Consider the following 16,877-nt stretch of genomic DNA (forward strand, 5'->3'; position numbering starts at 1 on the left):
TACTAATCTCTTCTATCTGCTAGTTGCTCACAGCGTTTGGCAACATTGGCTGTGGCATCTAAAATAGCAAGCTGTTTTGCTTTACTTGCCATTGTTGAAATTTTCTCTGGTGCGTTTACATACGGTGTTAATAATTCAACGACCGCTGTTTTATTAAACTCGCTTTGCTGCATAATCAGCGCGGCTTGCTCAGTCACTAAATACTTTGCATTGGCCGTTTGGTGGTCATCCACTGCATGTGGAAAAGGCACAAATAACGCCATTCGACCCGCTGCGGCAATCTCACTAACAGTTAGCGCACCAGCGCGGCAAATTACCAAATCGGCCCACTGATATGCACTATCCATATCATCAATGAATTCAGCAACTTTGCTATTTTCAGCTAGTCCTAACTGTTGATAGCTGGCAGTCACATTCGGTTCATTATTTTTACCCGTTTGGTGCCATATATTAAGCGTTGTTAGCGCTGAAAGTTCACTGAATACAGCAGGTAAAGTCTCATTGAGCACCTGCGCGCCCAACGAACCACCCACCACAAGCACATTAATCGGCGTAGTCGTCTGCTTAGCTGTAACATTTGCAACACTTGCTCTGACCGGATTACCCACCACTTCACAGTGTTCTTTTGCAAAAGCAGATGGAAAAGCGGCAAGCACTTTATTGGCAAACTTTGCTAACCAGCGGTTACTCATGCCTGCAACTGCATTCTGCTCATGAATAACCAAAGGAATGCCTAAGCTTTTAGCTGCAATTCCAGTAGGTCCGGTCACATAACCACCCATAGCAAGCACCACATCAGGCTTTTGTGCTTTTAAAATTTTACGCGCTTGAAAAATAGCATTCATCACCATAAACGGGGCTTTAATCAAGCGTTTAATACCGTTACCACGAACCCCTTTGACATTAATGAAGTCAATATCAATGTGGTGCTTAGGTACCACTGTCGCTTCCATTCTGTCAGGCGTGCCAATCCAGCTGACCTGCCAGCCTTGCTGCTTTAAAAAATCAGCGACGGCAATACCCGGAAAAATATGTCCGCCAGTACCGCCTGCAACAACAAGTAACTTTTTACTCATCGTTTACCTCCACGTGAGGTTGCCTGCTTAGTCGCCATTTTTGTTTCAAAATCGATCCGCAAAAGTACACCTGTTGCTATGGTCATAATTAATAAACTAGAACCACCGTAAGAAATAAACGGTAATGTTAAGCCTTTTGTAGGTAATATTCCGGCACTTGCGCCAACATTGACCATAGTTTGAAACGCAAACCAGATGCCTATTGCAAAGGCAAAATAGCCTTCGTACTCTTTGCCACACTTCAGGGCTTTTTGACCAATTAACAAGGCTCTAAATACGAATACACCTAGTACTATCAAAATGCTCAGTACACCAAAAAAGCCAAGCTCTTCACCAATTACGGCAAAGATAAAGTCATTATGCGCCTCTGGTAGATATTGCAGTTTTTGTACGCTATTCCCCAAGCCTTGGCCAAACCAACCGCCTTGACTGTAGGCCATTAGTGATTGTACTAACTGATACCCTTTACCAAACGGATCTTCCCATGGCTCTAAAAAGCCAGTTACACGGGCCATACGGTATGGTTCAGCGATAATTAGCACCACAATGGCTGCAATGCCCGTTAAGATCAGTCCAAAAAACTGCCATAACTTAGCACCGGCTAAAAATAATAAACCTACAGTGGTTACAAAAAGTACAACAACAGTACCTAAATCTGGTTGCATTAAAATAAGCAATGCATAAACACCAAAGACAACGAGTGGCTTAAAAAAGCCTTTTAGGTTTTCTTGTACTTCTTCGCGCTTACGAACTAAATAGCCGGCAATATAACTAAAAAAGAATAACTTAGCGGCTTCTGCCACCTGAAAACCTACAGGGCCTATGGGGATCCAACGTTTTGCACCATTCACTTCGCGGCCAACTATAAGTACCAACACCAGTAAACCTAAACCCAATAGCAATAAATAGGCATTACTGCGTTTCCACCAGTCCATAGGCACACTTGTGGCAATCCAAAATAGAAAAAAGCCCATGATTAAAAACATGCTATGGCGAATAATAATGTGATACGGATTATCAAATAATCGCTCTGCGGTTGGCATTGAGGCACTTGTAACCATCACAAAACCAACACCTATCAACATCAACATACAATACAACAACGGCACATCATAAAGCTGTGGCGATTGCTTAGGGGTTAATGCTTCACGAATGTCGGCAAATGCGATCATATTGCCTCCGCCAATACGCACTGCGCAAAGTCATCACCACGTTGCATATAGTTGTTATACATATCAATGCTGGCGCACGCAGGAGCAAGCAATACGATGTCACCGCAACTACTTAACTGCTTTGCCAATTGCACAGCTTCATGCATATTCGTGGTTAAATGACCTTTTTCAGTTAATGACACCAGTGCTTTAGCATCTTTACCAAAACAAATAAGAGCTTTCACTTTGTCATTCAAATAGGGTTTCAAGGCATCTAAATCAGCCCCTTTTGCATCACCGCCAGCAATCACAACTAATTGCTTTGCTTGATCAGCTAAGCTTTCAATAGCTGCGATAGTTGCGCCAACGTTGGTCGCTTTTGAATCATTAAAGTATTTCACTTCATTAATTTCAGCGACAAACTGACAACGGTGTGCAAGCCCAGTAAACGTAGTAAACGCTTGCTGATAATGCTCTGTAGAAATGCTAAACGGGCTTAGTAGCGCCATAACTGCTAGTGCATTTTGTTGATTGTGTGAGCCAACAACTTTCAAACAGCTTGCAGGTAACACAGGTTTACCTTGTGCTGCAAAGTACGTCTCACCTTGATGCTCTACTAAGGCAAAGTCTGCATTTGCAAGTGCAAAGCTTACTTGTGGTTGCTTTGCTGTATGGGTTGCTACATCAATGGCATTCACAACAGCAAGCTCTGAGCCGTTATAAATACTTTGCTTTGAGTCAATGTATGCTTGGTAACTTGGGTAGCGATCAAGGTGATCTTCGCTAACATTCAATACACAGGCACTTTTTGCTTTTAAGCTGTGCGTGGTATCAAGCTGAAAACTCGATAGCTCAAGTACATAAACGTCGTAATCTTGCGACAATAAATCAAGTACTGCTGTGCCAATATTACCGCCAAGCCCTACTTTATAACCAGCGGCTTTCAGTACTTCAAACGCCAAGGTAACCACTGTCGACTTACCATTTGAACCTGTTACCGCAACAATTGGTTTATCGGTTAAACGGGCAAAAAGCTCAACGTCACCAATCACTTCAACGCCCGCAGCAATGGCCTTTGCAACAGCCGGTGTAGCAAGGCTTAGACCAGGGCTGATGATAATAATGTCATTGCTGGCTAAGTCTGCCTGTTCTAAATCACCAAAGAACGTAGTTAACTCGCTGGCATGCTCGTTTAGCCAATCCGCACCCGGCGGCGCCATGCGGCTATCAACAACAATTGGTTTAATATTCTGAGACAATAAAAAACGCACAATGCCCAGACCGGTTACACCGAGTCCGAGCACTGAGATTTGTTTGTTTTTTATCTCGTTAATAACTGTCATTTACCTGATCTTTAATGTCGCAAGGCCAGCAAGAACTAGCACGATTGAAATAATCCAAAAGCGCACAATTACGCGCGGCTCAGGCCAACCCTTTAATTCATAATGATGGTGAATAGGCGCCATTCTAAAAATACGTTGACCACGTAATTTATAAGAGCCTACTTGTAAAATCACCGATAATGCTTCCATTACAAACACACCACCCATGATGATAAGTACCAGTTCTTGACGAACAAGCACCGCAATAATACCCAGTGCACCACCGAGTGCTAATGAGCCTACATCACCCATAAATACCTGTGCTGGGTAAGTGTTAAACCACAAGAAACCCAGTCCTGCGCCAACTATGGCAGTACATACAACCACAAGTTCGCTTGCTAATGGCAAATGCGGAATATGTAAGTAGCTTGAGAAGTTAACGTTACCGGTTAAGTAAGCAATAATAGCAAGCGCCGCAGCAACCAAAATGGTTGGCACAATTGCTAAACCATCAAGGCCATCCGTTAGGTTTACCGCATTCGAAGTACCTACAATTACAAAATAGGTCATCACGATATAAAACAGCCCTAGCTGTGGTAACACATCTTTAAAAAACGGCACAACTAACGAGGTTTCACTGCCTTGTTGCGAAGTAAAATAAAGCGCACTGGCAACCACTAATGCAATCACTGATTGCCAAAAGTATTTCCACTTCGCAATTAGGCCTTTAGGGTCTTTGCGGATCACTTTACGGTAGTCATCAATAAAGCCAACTACACCTAATGACCCCACCACAAATAAGGTTGCCCATACATATTTGTTTGAAAGGTCAGCCCACAGTAATGTACTGGTAAAAATCGCCCCTAAAATCAAAATGCCACCCATGGTAGGCGTACCTTTTTTAGATAGGTGAGATTCGGGGCCGTCGTGACGTACCACCTGACCAATTTGCATTTTTTGTAGGCCACGAATAAGCTTAGGACCAAAATAAAGAGAGATAAGCAGCGCAGTTAAAATACCTAAAATCGCACGCAGCGTAAGGTAAGAAAAAACATTAAAGCCACTATAATATTGTGTTAAATACTCTGCCAGCCAAACTAACATGACGATACTCCATTGTTGCCATCTTGCTGGCTATTAACTAAATCTGCTACCACTAGTTCCATACGAGAACTGCGCGATCCTTTTACTACAAGGGTGGTCTTTTGCTGAGATTCAGTAAGCACACTTTGTAATTGTTGTAATAGTTGTTCACGGTTCGAGAAGTGACGATTTGGTTTTTCAAATACATCACTGGCCGACTTGCTTAATACGCCTAGACTGTATAGCTCATCAATGCCTTTTTGTTTTGCATATTCGCCTACTTGCTGATGATAAAAGCGGGCTTCTTCGCCAAGTTCGCCCATATCACCTAACGCAAAAATTCGACGTCCCGGCATGTCGCTTAATAAATCAATCGCCGCTTTTACTGACTGCACATTGGCATTATAAGTATCATCAATTACGGTTAGAGTGTCTGATACTTTAAGTACATTGACACGACCTTTGACTTCTCCCATGCCAGCCAATGCCTTAGCAACACTTTCTAGGCTTACACCCAGCTCAGTGGTTAATGCTGTCGCTATTAATGCATTAGCAATATTATGTTTGCCCGGTAATGCGAGAGTAACAGGAACTTTTTGCTGTTTACTGCAAAGCACAAAAGACGCACGCGCTCGCTCGTCAAGCACCACATCTTCTGCCCAGTAATCTAGTTTTTGCTGAGTAGAAAAACGTTTTACATTGCGATCAGTTAGTTTTTCGAGCCAGTAATCTGCAAAATCACTGTCGCTGTTAACGATTGCAACACCGTCAGGTTTCAGGCCGTCGTAGATTTCGCCTTTTGCGGTAGCCACACCTTGTAATGATCCAAATCCCTCTAAATGAGATTCAGCCACATTACAAACCACAGCAACATCAGGTTTAGTCATCGCGACTGTGTAAGCTATTTCACCAATGTGATTGGCGCCTAATTCAATTACCGCATATTGATGCTGTGGCTCAAGGCGTAACAAGGTCAGAGGTACACCAATGTCATTATTAAAGTTACCTTTGGTTGCCAGTACTTCACCATGACCTGATAAAATCGCCGCGCACATTTCTTTTACTGTGGTTTTACCCACACTACCTGTAATAGCGATTGTTTTTGGTGCAACCTGTGCCATCACAGCTGCGCCAATTTGGCCTAGCGCTATACGTGTGTCACTCACCACAAACTGCACAATATCAACATTAACAGGACGCGCTACAATAGCTGCAATCGCCCCTTTCTCTTTTGCTTGCGCAACAAATTTATGACCATCAAAGTTAGGCCCTTGTAGCGCTAAAAACACTTCACCCTCGCACAGAGTACGGGTGTCGGTGTTAATATTTTTTACCGTTTGATTACCACCTTGGTAATCAGTTGCTAGAACTTTTGCTAGCCAATCAAAATCCATAGGGATCATAACTGCGCCCCTTGCGATTTTTCTTTTAATTGTTGTTGTACATATTGGCGATCGCAGAAGTCGATTCGTGTATCGCCAATAATTTGATAATCTTCATGGCCTTTACCGGCAATTAAAACCACATCATCAGCACCGGCCTGCTCTATTGCATAACTAATTGCTTTAGCGCGATCAGCTTCACAATGGGCTTTTTCAGCATGCTCAAGACCTGCCACCACATCAGCAATAATGGCATTAGGGTCTTCACTGCGCGGATTATCGCTAGTAATAATAATACGGTCTGCGTTGCCTTCAGCGGCTTTTGCCATCATTGGGCGCTTGCCTTTATCACGGTTACCACCACAGCCAAACACACAGCTTACGCCTCCAGGTACATGCTTTTGTAAAGCCTGTAATGCTAATGCCAACGCATCGGGTGTATGCGCGTAATCAACAATACAGGTTGGCTGCCCTGGTACGCTAAACGCTTGCATACGACCAGCCACTGGTTGCAGTGTTTTGCAGGCAGCAACTAACTGTGCCAGCGGATACCCCATACCAAGTAGAGTGGCCATCGCCGCAGCCAGATTATACAAGTTAAACTCACCAAATAATGCAGACTGCACCTGTGCTTGACCCCAGCTTGTTTCGAATGTTGCCGAAATCCCGGTGTTGCTATAAACAACATCGCTAAAGTAAACATAGCGCGCACCTTCTGGTGCTAAGTTTTTATGGCCGTAGCAAATTAAGTTGTTAAAGTCGTATTTTTCTAACCACTGCTCAACTTGTGTATCATCTTGATTAAGAACCACAATCTCAGGATTGTGATCACGCATCAACATCAGCTTTGCATCACCATAAGCATCCATAGTGCCATGATAATCTAAATGGTCGCGAGATAAATTAGTAAAAACGGCTGCTTTAAACTGACAATGGTCAACACGCTGTTGCACAAGGCCATGTGATGAAACTTCCATTGCAACAACATCGGTGTGCTGTTCATGTAATTCAAACAAAATTCGCTGCAAATCAACACTTGATGGTGTGGTATTTACTAATGGAGTTAATTGCTCTGGATGCCCATAGCCAAGCGTCCCCACCACCGCTGCTGATTTATGACATTGCTGTGCTAAATGCGCGATCATCGCAGTTGTGGTTGATTTACCATTTGTTCCAGTAACGCCAACCAGATCTAATTGCTTTGACGGCTGATGATAAAACGCAGCAGCTAAAGCAGGTAGTTTCTTAGCGAGGTCTGTGACCAAGTAAAGCGATTCAAAATCACTTTCAAATTCGCATAACCTATCAGCAATGACTGCTACAGCGCCATTTTCTATGGCTTTATCTATAAATTGTCCGCCATCTAGTTGATGGCCTTTAACAGCTACAAAAACATCGCCTGTTTTTACGTCTCGGCTATCAAGACGTAGTTGATTAACCAGCAAACTAGTGGCCTCAACTTCAATTTGACTCAGAATTGGTTTTAAATCACGCATCGTTATCTTTGCCTTCTACGTACGCAACCGCATCTTTATCCGGTGCGACGTTTAAAATTCTTAAGGCATTGGAGACAATCTCTGCAAATGCAGGGCCTGCCGTCGCACCGCCATAATAAACATCTCCACCCGGCTCATTGATCAATACTACTACCGCTAAACGTGGATTGCTTGCCGGTGCAACACCAGCAAAGTAGCCGACATACTCATCACCATAACCACCTACAGCGGCTTTTTTAGAGGTACCTGTTTTGCCAGCTGCGCGATAACCATCGACGTGAACTTTTTGTGCCGTACCGCCTTTTTCGAACACGCTTTCCATCATATGGACGACAGCTTCAACATCTTTTTGCTGAAAAATGCGCTCACCTTCAGGCACTGACTCTTGCTTAAGTACAGTAAGAGGACGCATCACGCCACCAGAACCTAACATGGCATAAAAACGTGCCATTTGTGCGGTGCTCACAGCTAAGTTATAGCCAAATGATAATGCCGCTATTTCGTGATCTGACCAACGACGATTAGGGTAAAACAAGCCGCTACTTTCACCGACCATGCCTGTTCCACTATCACTACCAAATCCGACTTTTTGATAAAGCCCGACAAAATAGTCTTTTGGTAAGTCTTGGCTAACTTTAGTCACACCCATGTTACTTGAGTATTTTAAGATTTCTCTTAATGTCATTTCACCATGGTTACGCGTATCTTGGACAAGGCTGCCACCAACACGCATCCAGCCAGGGTAAGTATCAACAATTGAATCCGGTTGAATTGAGCCGTAGTCTAAACCAGCTAAAATGGCTAGCGGCTTAACAGTTGAGCCTGGCTCAAACAAATCAGTAATTGCTCGATTTCGACGCTTATGTGGAGCAGCATCATTAAGATTATTAGGATTAAACGACGGGCTATTTACCATAGCCAATACTTCGCCTGTTTTTACATCCACGACCATAGCTGAGCCCGAGGTCGCTTTATATGTCAGCACAGCCGATTTTATCGCCTTGTAGGCAATCGCTTGAATACGTTGATCGATACTTAAATGGATATTTTCTGGCTCAACACGTTCACGCTCATCAAGCACTTCGACCTCTCGGCCTTGTGCGTCTTTACGGATTGTTCTTTGTCCTTCAACACCGGTTAACGATTTTTCGTATAATTTTTCAATACCTTCGATACCATGACCATCGATATTTGTGAAACCAATCACATGTGCAGTCACTTCTCCAGCCGGATAGTAACGTTTAGACTCATCCAGCAGATGGATACCCGGTAAACGTAAATCACCAATATAGTTTGCAACTGCAGGTGTTACTTGACGTTTTAAATAAACAAAACGGCGTTTTGGATTATCACGAAGACGGGAGTTGATTTTACTTGGTTCAATGCGTAATACATCCGCAAGCTCACGCCAACGAATGTCATTGTTATAATAAGTAGCGATGCGCTTATTTAGTTCAGCCGTATTTTCAGCAAGTGCATTTTGATCTTCACCATTCTTACGCGCTTGACGCAGCACCTTGCTCGTTAATGATTTATGCAGTGCCTTGGGATCAGCATACACACTTACAACAGGCACACTCACCGCAAGCTCTTTGCCGTTACGGTCAAATATCATTCCGCGCTGTACATGTTGTTTTTCAACGCGAACAGTACGTTTATCGCTTTCAGAACGTGCTTTATCGGGCTCAATAACCTGCAAAAATGCGGCACGTGCAACCAGTGTCATAAAGACTAAAAGCAGCACAGAGCACACAAGCATAAAGCGCCATGTGATCAAGGTATTAGTTGGCTTTTTCCCTCTGCTTCTCATTGCAGTACTACCACCTGTTCGTCTTGGCTGGTCGGCCGTTTCATTTCTAATTGCATGGTCGCGATTTCTTCAATGCGCGCATGCTGCGAATAAAACTCTTCTTCTACAAGCAAGTAACGCCACTCGAGATCGAGCTCATCACGTTCTTGCAATAACTCATCTTGTGTTATCAACTGCTGACGCGCTAAATGCGTCACCTGCACAACACTTAAACTCGACGCGAGAATCACAACCAACAAGGCTAAGGTCAGCTTATTAGCAGCAAGACCTTTAAACACTTCAACAAATAAATTAGGTTGGCGATTCGTCGCTTTTGCTTTCATTACAACCTCTTAGCAACCCTTAACACAGAACTGCGTGAACGAGGATTTGCATCAATTTCCGCCTTACTTGGCTTAATGGCTTTACCCACTGCCTTTAACGTCAGATTTTTATTTATTTGTGCATCAGTTAAAGGCAGACCTCTGGGTATCGCCTCTCCCTTACTCTGTTTTTTAATAAACTGCTTAACAATGCGATCTTCTAACGAGTGAAACGAAATAACCACTAATCGACCACCGGGCTTAAGCACTTCAACAGCAGCTTGTAGTGCCGTTTGAATTTCTTCTAACTCGCTGTTGATATAAATTCGGATCGCTTGGAATGTACGTGTTGCTGGGTGTTTATATTTATCTTTTACTGGTACAGCTTCATCAACTAAATCAGCAAGCTGCTTTGTACTAGTGATTGGAGTATGCTCTCGAGTCTCAATGATTTTATGAGCGATACGGCGGCCAAACTTTTCTTCACCATAGGTTTTAATAACATGAGTGATATCTTCAAGTTCAGCTTCAGCTAGCCATTGTGCTGCACTGCGGCCGCTGGTTGGGTCCATACGCATATCTAGCGGGCCATCTTTCATGAAGCTAAAGCCGCGCTCAGCATCATCTAGCTGCGGTGATGACACACCAATATCTAATAAAATTCCGTCTACTTTGCCAATTAAATCATTGTCTTCAGCGACTGTTTTAAGGTTGGAAAAACGGGTATGGGCAATCGAAAAACGTGCATCATCTGCAAACTTTTCAGCAGCTTTAATAGCTTGTGGATCTTGGTCAATTGCTTGTAAACGACCATGCTCATTTAAGCGCGCAAGAATTTGTCCTGAATGTCCGCCGCGACCAAACGTGCCATCCATATAAATGCCTTCGGGTTTAATATCCAAAGCGTCTATGGTTTCGTCCATCAGTACAGAGACATGTTCAAATTGCGCTGTCATTAGCTATTTTTTGCCTTTTTATTATTGTGGTTAGAGCGAGAAGTTATCGAATTCGGGATTTGCCTCAAACTCACCTAAGCGTTCAATTTCAGTATCTTGGCGCATTTGCTCATGCCAACGATCTTCATCCCAAATTTCAAACTTATTCATCAAGCCAACCAACATGATTTTTTTTCCAAGTTCCGCGTGAGCTCGTAAAGAAGGAGCAAGCAAAATCCGGCCATTTTTATCTAGTTGATACTCTGTAGCATTGCCAAGCAACATACGTTGCATTCGGCGTGCTCGTGGATTCATGTTAGAGATCTTTAATAATCGTTCTTCAATTTCTAGCCATTCGGCTAGTGGGTATAACCACAAACAAGGCTCATTCAGTGCGACTGTGCAAATAACCGTTCCCTGATCTTCAGACAAGATCGCGTCTCGGTACTTGGTTGGTACCGCAAAGCGTCCTTTATCATCCAAACTCAGCGAGCTTGCACCCCTAAACATAATTAGCCTTAAAATAGGTTATAAATTGTTAATGATTATTTCCGATCCAATTTGATCCACTAAAAACCACTTTTTACCACAGTGCTCCAGTTTAGGGCTTGACAAGGCTTTTTGTCAAGTAAGCTGATCATCATAATAGGCTTCTAAAGCCAGAAAAAATAAGGCTTCAAGCAAAGCCACTGAATTACGTGGGAAAAAGTGGAAAACAAATAAAAAAATTTTTTTTACTATTTTATTGGCGACGAATTGGGGAAAAATGATTAATGAATAACCAATGAATAATTACAAATGAATCGTACATCTTTCTTAGCCTGTAATTTTTACTTAACTACTGTGCAATAGTTACTAGAAATTATGTTGATCTCAGAGTCTAAAAATATAACACCCTGAAATTAAAAGATTTAATAATTGGTATAAAGGTTGCGAGCTATTGAATACCAATAATGGCAATTTTTAAGGAATGATCATGGCTACAGCAACGTCGAAATCGAATTCAAGTACTGCAAACAGCAAAACAAATCCGAAACCAACTGAAGTAGAGGCGCCATTTACGGAAAAAGCAACTGAGGCAGCTCATCATGCAGTTGACGCGCTGTCAACTCGTGCTGCATCAGCTGAGCATTCAGTTCGTGAAGGCGCATCAAATTCAGCACAAACTATTTCAGAGAAACAAGCCCAAGCTCGCGAAAAACTAGGTGAGTACAGTAGCAAAACACGTCAGCTTGCCTCTGAGAATCCGCTTGCAACAGCAGGTATTGCGTTTGCCGCAGGTATGTTAGTTAGCGCACTTATTCGCCGTAAATAACATGCCGCACTCTCAACATTCACAAGAGAAGTCGCAAGCAGCCACTGATCAGCCTTTGCATGCTGATCAGTGGCAAGATCACCTTGCCAAGTTGTCGCAATATGCTGAACAACTTTACGTAGACTACCGTACCCAAGCTGGGTTGTGTAAACAGGTAGCTGCAGCTGAGTGGCGATTATCGACACGCTCTTTGGCATTAACTATCATCATGCTGGTCTGCTTTGCAGGTGGTTTAGTTTTACTTTGGGCTGGTTTGTTAGCCACAATAGGTATTGCCATATTCAGTTTAAGTGGATCAGTCGCTCTTTGCGCTTTATCGCTGATCGTTTTGCAACTGCTTTGTTTGTTTTGGCTTTGGAAAAATATTGGCTATATCAGTAGTAAAATTGGTTTTAATCGAACGGTTAAAAGTGCCCGCCAATTATTCAACATTGATAAGGAAAAATAATGTTAATTAACTACTTTATTCGCGAACCACTGAAAAAAGTCACTGATCTTAGTCATAGTATGGACATGCAAGATGAACTTAAACGTCAGCATCACCAAGCATTCAACTATCGTTTAAAACGATTCGCCGTCACTAAAGTCGGCCTTGCTAGCGCCTTCACCGCAGGGATGGGTTATCAAGCTTTACAAAGCAATGACCAATCTAAAAGCAAATTAAAACAAGTTAGTCAGTTTAGTTGGCTTCTTAGATTATTATGATCTTTATCAGTAAAATCAGAGTTTTTACTTCTCATTAAGTCGCAATTTCACTACCTTAAAGTATCAGAAATTAACTTCGGGAATTATTAGTGAAAAAACGGATAGTATTAACTGGCGGCCCCGGAGGTGGTAAAACTACAGCCATCGATTTACTAAGACGCGAGTTTTCAAAACAAATTGTTGTCGTTCCTGAATCTGCCACCATGTTATTTGGCGGAGGAATTGAACGTAGCACCGACCCCCACCTTATCAAGGCTCACCAACAGGCTATTTATAACCTACAAAAACACTTAGAGCATATTCAGCGAACCATGCACCCAGATCGTTTAATGCTTTGCGATCGTGGTAGCTTAGATGGACTAGCCTATTGGCCTGGTGAGCAAGATGAATTTTTTCAATGCTTGAATACCAACCTACAAACCGAACTTAACCAATATGATGCAGTGATCTTTTTTGAAACTGCAGCTAAATCTGGACAAAGTATTCATTCTAATAACCCAGTAAGAAATGAGTCTGACCAACAAGCCATATTACTTGATGACAAACTACAAGCTGTTTGGTCTCAACACCCTAATTTTAATTTAGTGAAAAGCTCAGAATCATTTATTCAGAAGGTAATGTTTGGCATCGACACCATCCGCAAGGTGATGGATAGTTATAACTAACAGTTTAATCAAGTCATTAAACTGTTAGTTATCAATGTCTATTAACCACGGTTATGTGGTCGAGCGTAGTCTATATCAGGCCCTTTTGGCACGACTTGAGTTGGATTGATCATAGTATGACTGAAATAGTAATGACGTTTAATATGGTAAAAATCAACCGTCTTACTTACCTCTTCAACTTGATACAACTCACGCAGATAGTTACTGATTGCCGGATAACTCTCGATAGTACGTAAGTTACACTTAAAATGACCAACATAAACGCTATCAAAGCGGATTAAAGTAGTAAATAAACGCCAATCAGCTTCTGTAAGTGTATCGCCTACTAAATAACGGTTTTCTGTTAAACGTTGTTCAATTTTATCAAGCGCTGCAAATAGATCATCAAAGGCTTCTGTATAAGCTTCTTGCGTTGTCGCAAAGCCAGCACGGTATACACCGTTGTTGATGTTGTGATAAACAAACTCATTAATTTCGTCAATTTCAGCATGTAATGCTGTAGGATAAAAGTCGCGCTCATTACCTGTGAGTGCATTAAACGCGCTATTGAACATTCTGATAATTTCAGCAGATTCATTGCTAACAATACGCTGCGTTTTTTTATCCCAAAGCACAGGCACCGTAACACGGCCTGAATAATCAGCTTTATTACGCGTATAAATTTGATGCATAAAGTCGCTATTGAAAAGAGCATCACCGGTGCTGTGATTATCTTTATCAAACGTCCAACCATGCTCTAGCATGTCAGGGCTTACAACCGACACGCTGATATAATCTTCTAACCCCTTTAAGTGGCGAAATATCAAGGTGCGATGAGCCCAAGGACAGGCTAAAGATACATAAAGGTGGTAGCGATCTTTTTCAGCTTTAAAGCCTGCATCACCACTTGGACCAGCGCTACCATCAGCGGTAACCCAGTTTCGTAACTGGGCCGCCTCACGTTTAAATTCACCTTGGTTGTTATCGGTGTCGTACCATTTATCTTGCCATTGACCGTTTACAAGTAATCCCACAATAACCTCCTATAGTGTGCCAAATTTTCCTAACTGATAATCTCGAACCGCTTGCTGTAACTCAGCTTGGGTAGTCATCACAAACGGACCCATGTGCGCGATTGGCTGATTGAGTGGTTCTCCAGCAAGGATTAAAACTCCAGCCCCTGTTTGTGAGTTAAATTCAATGTCACTACCAGGCTCAAGAATGAGTAAGCTTCCCGCTTTTACAGGACCACCTTGCTCTGTGTGTATTTCACCAGTATGAACATAAAGCATCACTTTGGTTTGCGCTAAAGGCGCATGGTTAAATACAGTTCCTGCAGGTAAGGTCACATCAGCCAGCATGCCATTAGCAGCAAGATCTTGAAGGCTTGATACCTGCTCTTCACCGGCAAACTGCCAGCTTCCAGCTAATGCTTTAAGCTCAACACCCTGTTCATTTCGTGTCGTCGGCGCAGGCGCTTCAGTGGTATCTTGGTAACGTGGAGCTCTGAGCTTCTCAGCACTGGGCATATTTAGCCAAATCTGAAAACCATGCATGCCTTCTTTCGCATCTGCTAATGGCATTTCACTATGGATCACACCAAAGCCGGTACTCATCCACTGCACGTCACCAGCACGAATCGCTTTTTTGTTGCCCATTTGATCTTGGTGCTCAAAGCCACCTTTAATAATATACGTAAAGGTTTCGATACCACGGTGAGGATGCGCAGGAAAACCGCCCATAAAATCACTGTGATCATCTGATTTAAGCTCGTCGATCATTAAAAAAGGGTCTAAATACTTACCGTCAAAGCCGGGAATGCGGCTGATGTTTACACCATCACCATCTTGTGTAGCATGGCTATTTAATTGTTGAATCACTTTCATAACTTTACTCCCGTAAATTGTATGAAATGATTGTAGGCGCTAATTTAACTAACAACCATGAGTAAAATTAGCGTCAATCGTTCTATAAAAAAGAATGTTTAGCTGTTCGTTTCTATTATCACGTTATTAAACTTGCTCATCATTTAGATTAGGCAAAGTTAAATAAAAAGTAGTACCTAGCTGTTCACTGGATTCGAAAGTAATTGTTCCTTTTAGCTTTTGGGTCACTAGGTTCATGACTGCGTAAAGACCTAAACCAGTATTTTTTTGCACGCGTTTAGTCGTAAAGAAAGGGTCAAAAATTTTATCTTGAATATCTTCAGCAATGCCACTGCCATTATCTTTTACAGTAATAAGCACTACTGATCCTTCGCTTTTAGCTGAGATCTCTATTCGAGGCTCGTCAAAGTCTCCATCAAAGGCATGAAAAATTGCATTTGATAATAAATTAGTCATGACTTGGCAAAGCGTCCCCGGAAAGCTCTGTACTTGCAGGCCTTCAGGAATAGCAGAAACCACCTCTATGTTTTTGTGTTTAGACTCGCTCTTTAATGACTTAACAATATCATTTAAATGGTCATCTAATTTAATAACTCTTAGTTCATCACAATGCTGATCGGCGGCTATTTGTTTAAAGCTTGTGATCAACTCAGCTAAACGATCTAAGTTTGAATGAAGTAATAAGCTAATTTCTTCAGAGGTATGTACGTATTTTTCGAGCGACCCCTTACTTACCCGTTTGTCAGCTAACACTTTTCCCATTCTCTTATTTTCATCTTCAAGGTAACTAACAGCGGTAATACAAATTCCGACTGGTGTATTTACCTCATGTGCGACCCCAACAACAAGTCGACCTAAAGCGGCTGTTTTTTCAGCTTCCATCAAGTACTTCTGAGTTTTTGCCATCAAATCCATGGATTCTTCGAGCTGTAGATTTTTCTCTGTTAAGGAAGCTGTTTTTTCTGCTACTTCAGCTTCAAGTGAGGAGACATATAAATAATTAAGTGATTTTCGAAGTCGGCTGATAAAAAACAGCACTATTAAGATTGTGATAAAGCAGCAAAAAGAAAACAGCGATATTAAATAATGCTCGCGGGTCACTGAATTAAGGCGCTGCTCTGTTCGATAATCTAGCATAAATAAAAAGTTATTTATGTGACTCATAATTTCTGATTTAGCCGTAAAATATTCGTCACTGTATAAACTTAATATCGCTGCTACCCGCTCATTCGTTAGAGAAAGGTCAGCTTCATTTTCAACGGCTTGAAAAGCTGCATATTCAATTTTTGTTAAATCATTTGATGCTTTTTCAGCAAGCTTAATTTGTTGCATTTCTTCATGAGTGATACCTATTGAGCTCAACATGTCTTTGAGTGCTTTTTTTTCACCATCCGGAAATGGAGCCTTACCACTTTGTGGCATTAGCATATCCCAATAAACACGGTGATAATTTTCTGGCCGAGGAGCTTCGCCGTTTCGAATAGCTAGAATTTGATTAAAAAAATCTAAGAATTTTGAATTACCCGTTACCGTATATGCTCGTGCCATTAAACTTAATTGATCTGAACTTTGCCTTACTTGCTCCGCCAAAATATAAGATCGATACCTCATTTTAGTTTCAGACTCTATGGTTTTTAAACTGTCGTACATGAAGTAAACCGATAAAGCAGTTAATCCTGCTAATATTACAGCGACCAAATTGAGTAATGACAAACTTTTGATATTTGACTGGAGCTCTTTTTGCATTCTAAAACCTAGAAATTATGATTA

At 42.0% G+C, this 16,877-nt stretch carries 17 protein-coding genes; 4 read left to right on the forward strand and 13 right to left on the reverse strand.

Annotated elements, in window-relative coordinates; translation table 11 throughout:
• Window positions 1–2: 2 nt before the first annotated feature.
• The 10 genes from murG to mraZ are packed head-to-tail and all read right to left on the reverse strand — an operon-like array spanning window position 3 to window position 11,067.
• Window positions 3–1,076: an undecaprenyldiphospho-muramoylpentapeptide beta-N-acetylglucosaminyltransferase gene (gene murG / locus QL229_RS10960; protein WP_281546873.1), complete on the reverse strand. Its 1,074-nt coding sequence runs from the start codon at window positions 1,074–1,076 to the stop codon at window positions 3–5.
• Window positions 1,073–2,248, reverse strand: a complete 1,176-nt coding sequence (ftsW, locus tag QL229_RS10965) for a cell division protein FtsW (protein ID WP_135923494.1) — start codon at window positions 2,246–2,248, stop codon at window positions 1,073–1,075. The genes murG and ftsW overlap by 4 nt, the downstream gene beginning before the upstream one ends.
• Window positions 2,245–3,570 carry a UDP-N-acetylmuramoyl-L-alanine--D-glutamate ligase gene (murD, locus tag QL229_RS10970; protein ID WP_281546874.1) on the reverse strand — a complete coding sequence of 442 codons (1,326 nt, stop codon included), beginning with the start codon at window positions 3,568–3,570 and terminating at the stop codon, window positions 2,245–2,247. The genes ftsW and murD overlap by 4 nt, the downstream gene beginning before the upstream one ends.
• A complete protein-coding gene (gene mraY, locus QL229_RS10975) occupies window positions 3,571–4,653 on the reverse strand; it encodes a phospho-N-acetylmuramoyl-pentapeptide-transferase (protein WP_135923492.1) in 1,083 nt (360 codons plus the stop codon).
• Complete coding sequence (murF, locus tag QL229_RS10980) at window positions 4,647–6,035, reverse strand: UDP-N-acetylmuramoyl-tripeptide--D-alanyl-D-alanine ligase (protein WP_281546875.1); 1,389 nt, start codon at window positions 6,033–6,035, stop codon at window positions 4,647–4,649. The genes mraY and murF overlap by 7 nt, the downstream gene beginning before the upstream one ends.
• Entirely contained in the window at window positions 6,032–7,510 is a 1,479-nt protein-coding gene (murE, locus tag QL229_RS10985) for a UDP-N-acetylmuramoyl-L-alanyl-D-glutamate--2,6-diaminopimelate ligase (protein ID WP_281546876.1), read from the reverse strand. The genes murF and murE overlap by 4 nt, the downstream gene beginning before the upstream one ends.
• The gene (locus QL229_RS10990) at window positions 7,503–9,320 is read right to left on the reverse strand and encodes a penicillin-binding transpeptidase domain-containing protein (protein WP_135923489.1); all 1,818 of its coding nucleotides are present in this window, start codon (window positions 9,318–9,320) and stop codon (window positions 7,503–7,505) included. The genes murE and QL229_RS10990 overlap by 8 nt, the downstream gene beginning before the upstream one ends.
• A complete protein-coding gene (ftsL, locus tag QL229_RS10995; RefSeq protein ID WP_135923488.1) occupies window positions 9,317–9,643 on the reverse strand; it encodes a cell division protein FtsL in 327 nt (108 codons plus the stop codon). The genes QL229_RS10990 and ftsL overlap by 4 nt, the downstream gene beginning before the upstream one ends.
• Window positions 9,643–10,578 (reverse strand): 16S rRNA (cytosine(1402)-N(4))-methyltransferase RsmH, encoded by a 936-nt coding sequence (gene rsmH, locus QL229_RS11000; protein ID WP_135923487.1) that lies wholly within the window; start codon window positions 10,576–10,578, stop codon window positions 9,643–9,645. The genes ftsL and rsmH overlap by 1 nt, the downstream gene beginning before the upstream one ends.
• A 30-nt stretch (window positions 10,579–10,608) precedes the next feature.
• Entirely contained in the window at window positions 10,609–11,067 is a 459-nt protein-coding gene (gene mraZ, locus QL229_RS11005) for a division/cell wall cluster transcriptional repressor MraZ (RefSeq protein WP_135923486.1), read from the reverse strand.
• A 466-nt stretch (window positions 11,068–11,533) separates the two neighbouring features.
• Between mraZ and QL229_RS11010 the strand changes: the two genes are divergently transcribed.
• The 4 genes from QL229_RS11010 (at window position 11,534) to QL229_RS11025 (ending at window position 13,242) form a co-directional block, all read left to right on the forward strand.
• Window positions 11,534–11,872, forward strand: a complete 339-nt coding sequence (locus tag QL229_RS11010; RefSeq protein WP_135923485.1) for a DUF883 C-terminal domain-containing protein — start codon at window positions 11,534–11,536, stop codon at window positions 11,870–11,872.
• Window position 11,873: 1 nt separating this feature from the next.
• The gene (locus QL229_RS11015) at window positions 11,874–12,320 is read left to right on the forward strand and encodes a hypothetical protein (RefSeq protein ID WP_281546877.1); all 447 of its coding nucleotides are present in this window, start codon (window positions 11,874–11,876) and stop codon (window positions 12,318–12,320) included.
• Window positions 12,320–12,577, forward strand: a complete 258-nt coding sequence (locus tag QL229_RS11020; protein ID WP_138556744.1) for a hypothetical protein — start codon at window positions 12,320–12,322, stop codon at window positions 12,575–12,577. The genes QL229_RS11015 and QL229_RS11020 overlap by 1 nt, the downstream gene beginning before the upstream one ends.
• 89 nt (window positions 12,578–12,666) lie before the next feature.
• Entirely contained in the window at window positions 12,667–13,242 is a 576-nt protein-coding gene (locus tag QL229_RS11025; RefSeq protein ID WP_281546878.1) for an AAA family ATPase, read from the forward strand.
• 41 nt (window positions 13,243–13,283) lie between these two features.
• On the opposite strand, the gene QL229_RS11030 is transcribed toward QL229_RS11025, so the two are convergent.
• From QL229_RS11030 to QL229_RS11040, 3 genes are all read right to left on the reverse strand, one after another.
• Complete coding sequence (locus tag QL229_RS11030) at window positions 13,284–14,255, reverse strand: glutathione S-transferase family protein (protein WP_135923481.1); 972 nt, start codon at window positions 14,253–14,255, stop codon at window positions 13,284–13,286.
• Between the two features lie 9 nt (window positions 14,256–14,264).
• The gene (locus QL229_RS11035; RefSeq protein WP_235382439.1) at window positions 14,265–15,107 is read right to left on the reverse strand and encodes a pirin family protein; all 843 of its coding nucleotides are present in this window, start codon (window positions 15,105–15,107) and stop codon (window positions 14,265–14,267) included.
• Between the two features lie 126 nt (window positions 15,108–15,233).
• Window positions 15,234–16,853, reverse strand: a complete 1,620-nt coding sequence (locus tag QL229_RS11040) for a HAMP domain-containing sensor histidine kinase (RefSeq protein ID WP_281546879.1) — start codon at window positions 16,851–16,853, stop codon at window positions 15,234–15,236.
• Between the last annotated feature and the right edge of the window lie 24 nt (window positions 16,854–16,877).

The organism is Pseudoalteromonas sp. PAR1 (assembly GCF_947311895.1).
Taxonomy (GTDB): domain Bacteria; phylum Pseudomonadota; class Gammaproteobacteria; order Enterobacterales; family Alteromonadaceae; genus Pseudoalteromonas; species Pseudoalteromonas lipolytica_C.

Excerpts from the sequence above, each read along its gene's own strand:
- murG (WP_281546873.1), bottom strand. The coding sequence starts at position 1,076 with ATGAGTAAAAAGTTACTTGTTGTTGCAGGCGGTACTGGCGGACATATT.
- ftsW (WP_135923494.1), bottom strand. The coding sequence starts at position 2,248 with ATGATCGCATTTGCCGACATTCGTGAAGCATTAACCCCTAAGCAATCG.
- murD (WP_281546874.1), bottom strand. The coding sequence starts at position 3,570 with ATGACAGTTATTAACGAGATAAAAAACAAACAAATCTCAGTGCTCGGA.
- mraY (WP_135923492.1), bottom strand. The coding sequence starts at position 4,653 with ATGTTAGTTTGGCTGGCAGAGTATTTAACACAATATTATAGTGGCTTT.
- murF (WP_281546875.1), bottom strand. The coding sequence starts at position 6,035 with ATGATCCCTATGGATTTTGATTGGCTAGCAAAAGTTCTAGCAACTGAT.
- murE (WP_281546876.1), bottom strand. The coding sequence starts at position 7,510 with ATGCGTGATTTAAAACCAATTCTGAGTCAAATTGAAGTTGAGGCCACT.
- QL229_RS10990 (WP_135923489.1), bottom strand. The coding sequence starts at position 9,320 with ATGAGAAGCAGAGGGAAAAAGCCAACTAATACCTTGATCACATGGCGC.
- ftsL (WP_135923488.1), bottom strand. The coding sequence starts at position 9,643 with ATGAAAGCAAAAGCGACGAATCGCCAACCTAATTTATTTGTTGAAGTG.
- rsmH (WP_135923487.1), bottom strand. The coding sequence starts at position 10,578 with ATGACAGCGCAATTTGAACATGTCTCTGTACTGATGGACGAAACCATA.
- mraZ (WP_135923486.1), bottom strand. The coding sequence starts at position 11,067 with ATGTTTAGGGGTGCAAGCTCGCTGAGTTTGGATGATAAAGGACGCTTT.
- QL229_RS11010 (WP_135923485.1), top strand. The coding sequence starts at position 11,534 with ATGGCTACAGCAACGTCGAAATCGAATTCAAGTACTGCAAACAGCAAA.
- QL229_RS11015 (WP_281546877.1), top strand. The coding sequence starts at position 11,874 with ATGCCGCACTCTCAACATTCACAAGAGAAGTCGCAAGCAGCCACTGAT.
- QL229_RS11020 (WP_138556744.1), top strand. The coding sequence starts at position 12,320 with ATGTTAATTAACTACTTTATTCGCGAACCACTGAAAAAAGTCACTGAT.
- QL229_RS11035 (WP_235382439.1), bottom strand. The coding sequence starts at position 15,107 with ATGAAAGTGATTCAACAATTAAATAGCCATGCTACACAAGATGGTGAT.
- QL229_RS11040 (WP_281546879.1), bottom strand. The coding sequence starts at position 16,853 with ATGCAAAAAGAGCTCCAGTCAAATATCAAAAGTTTGTCATTACTCAAT.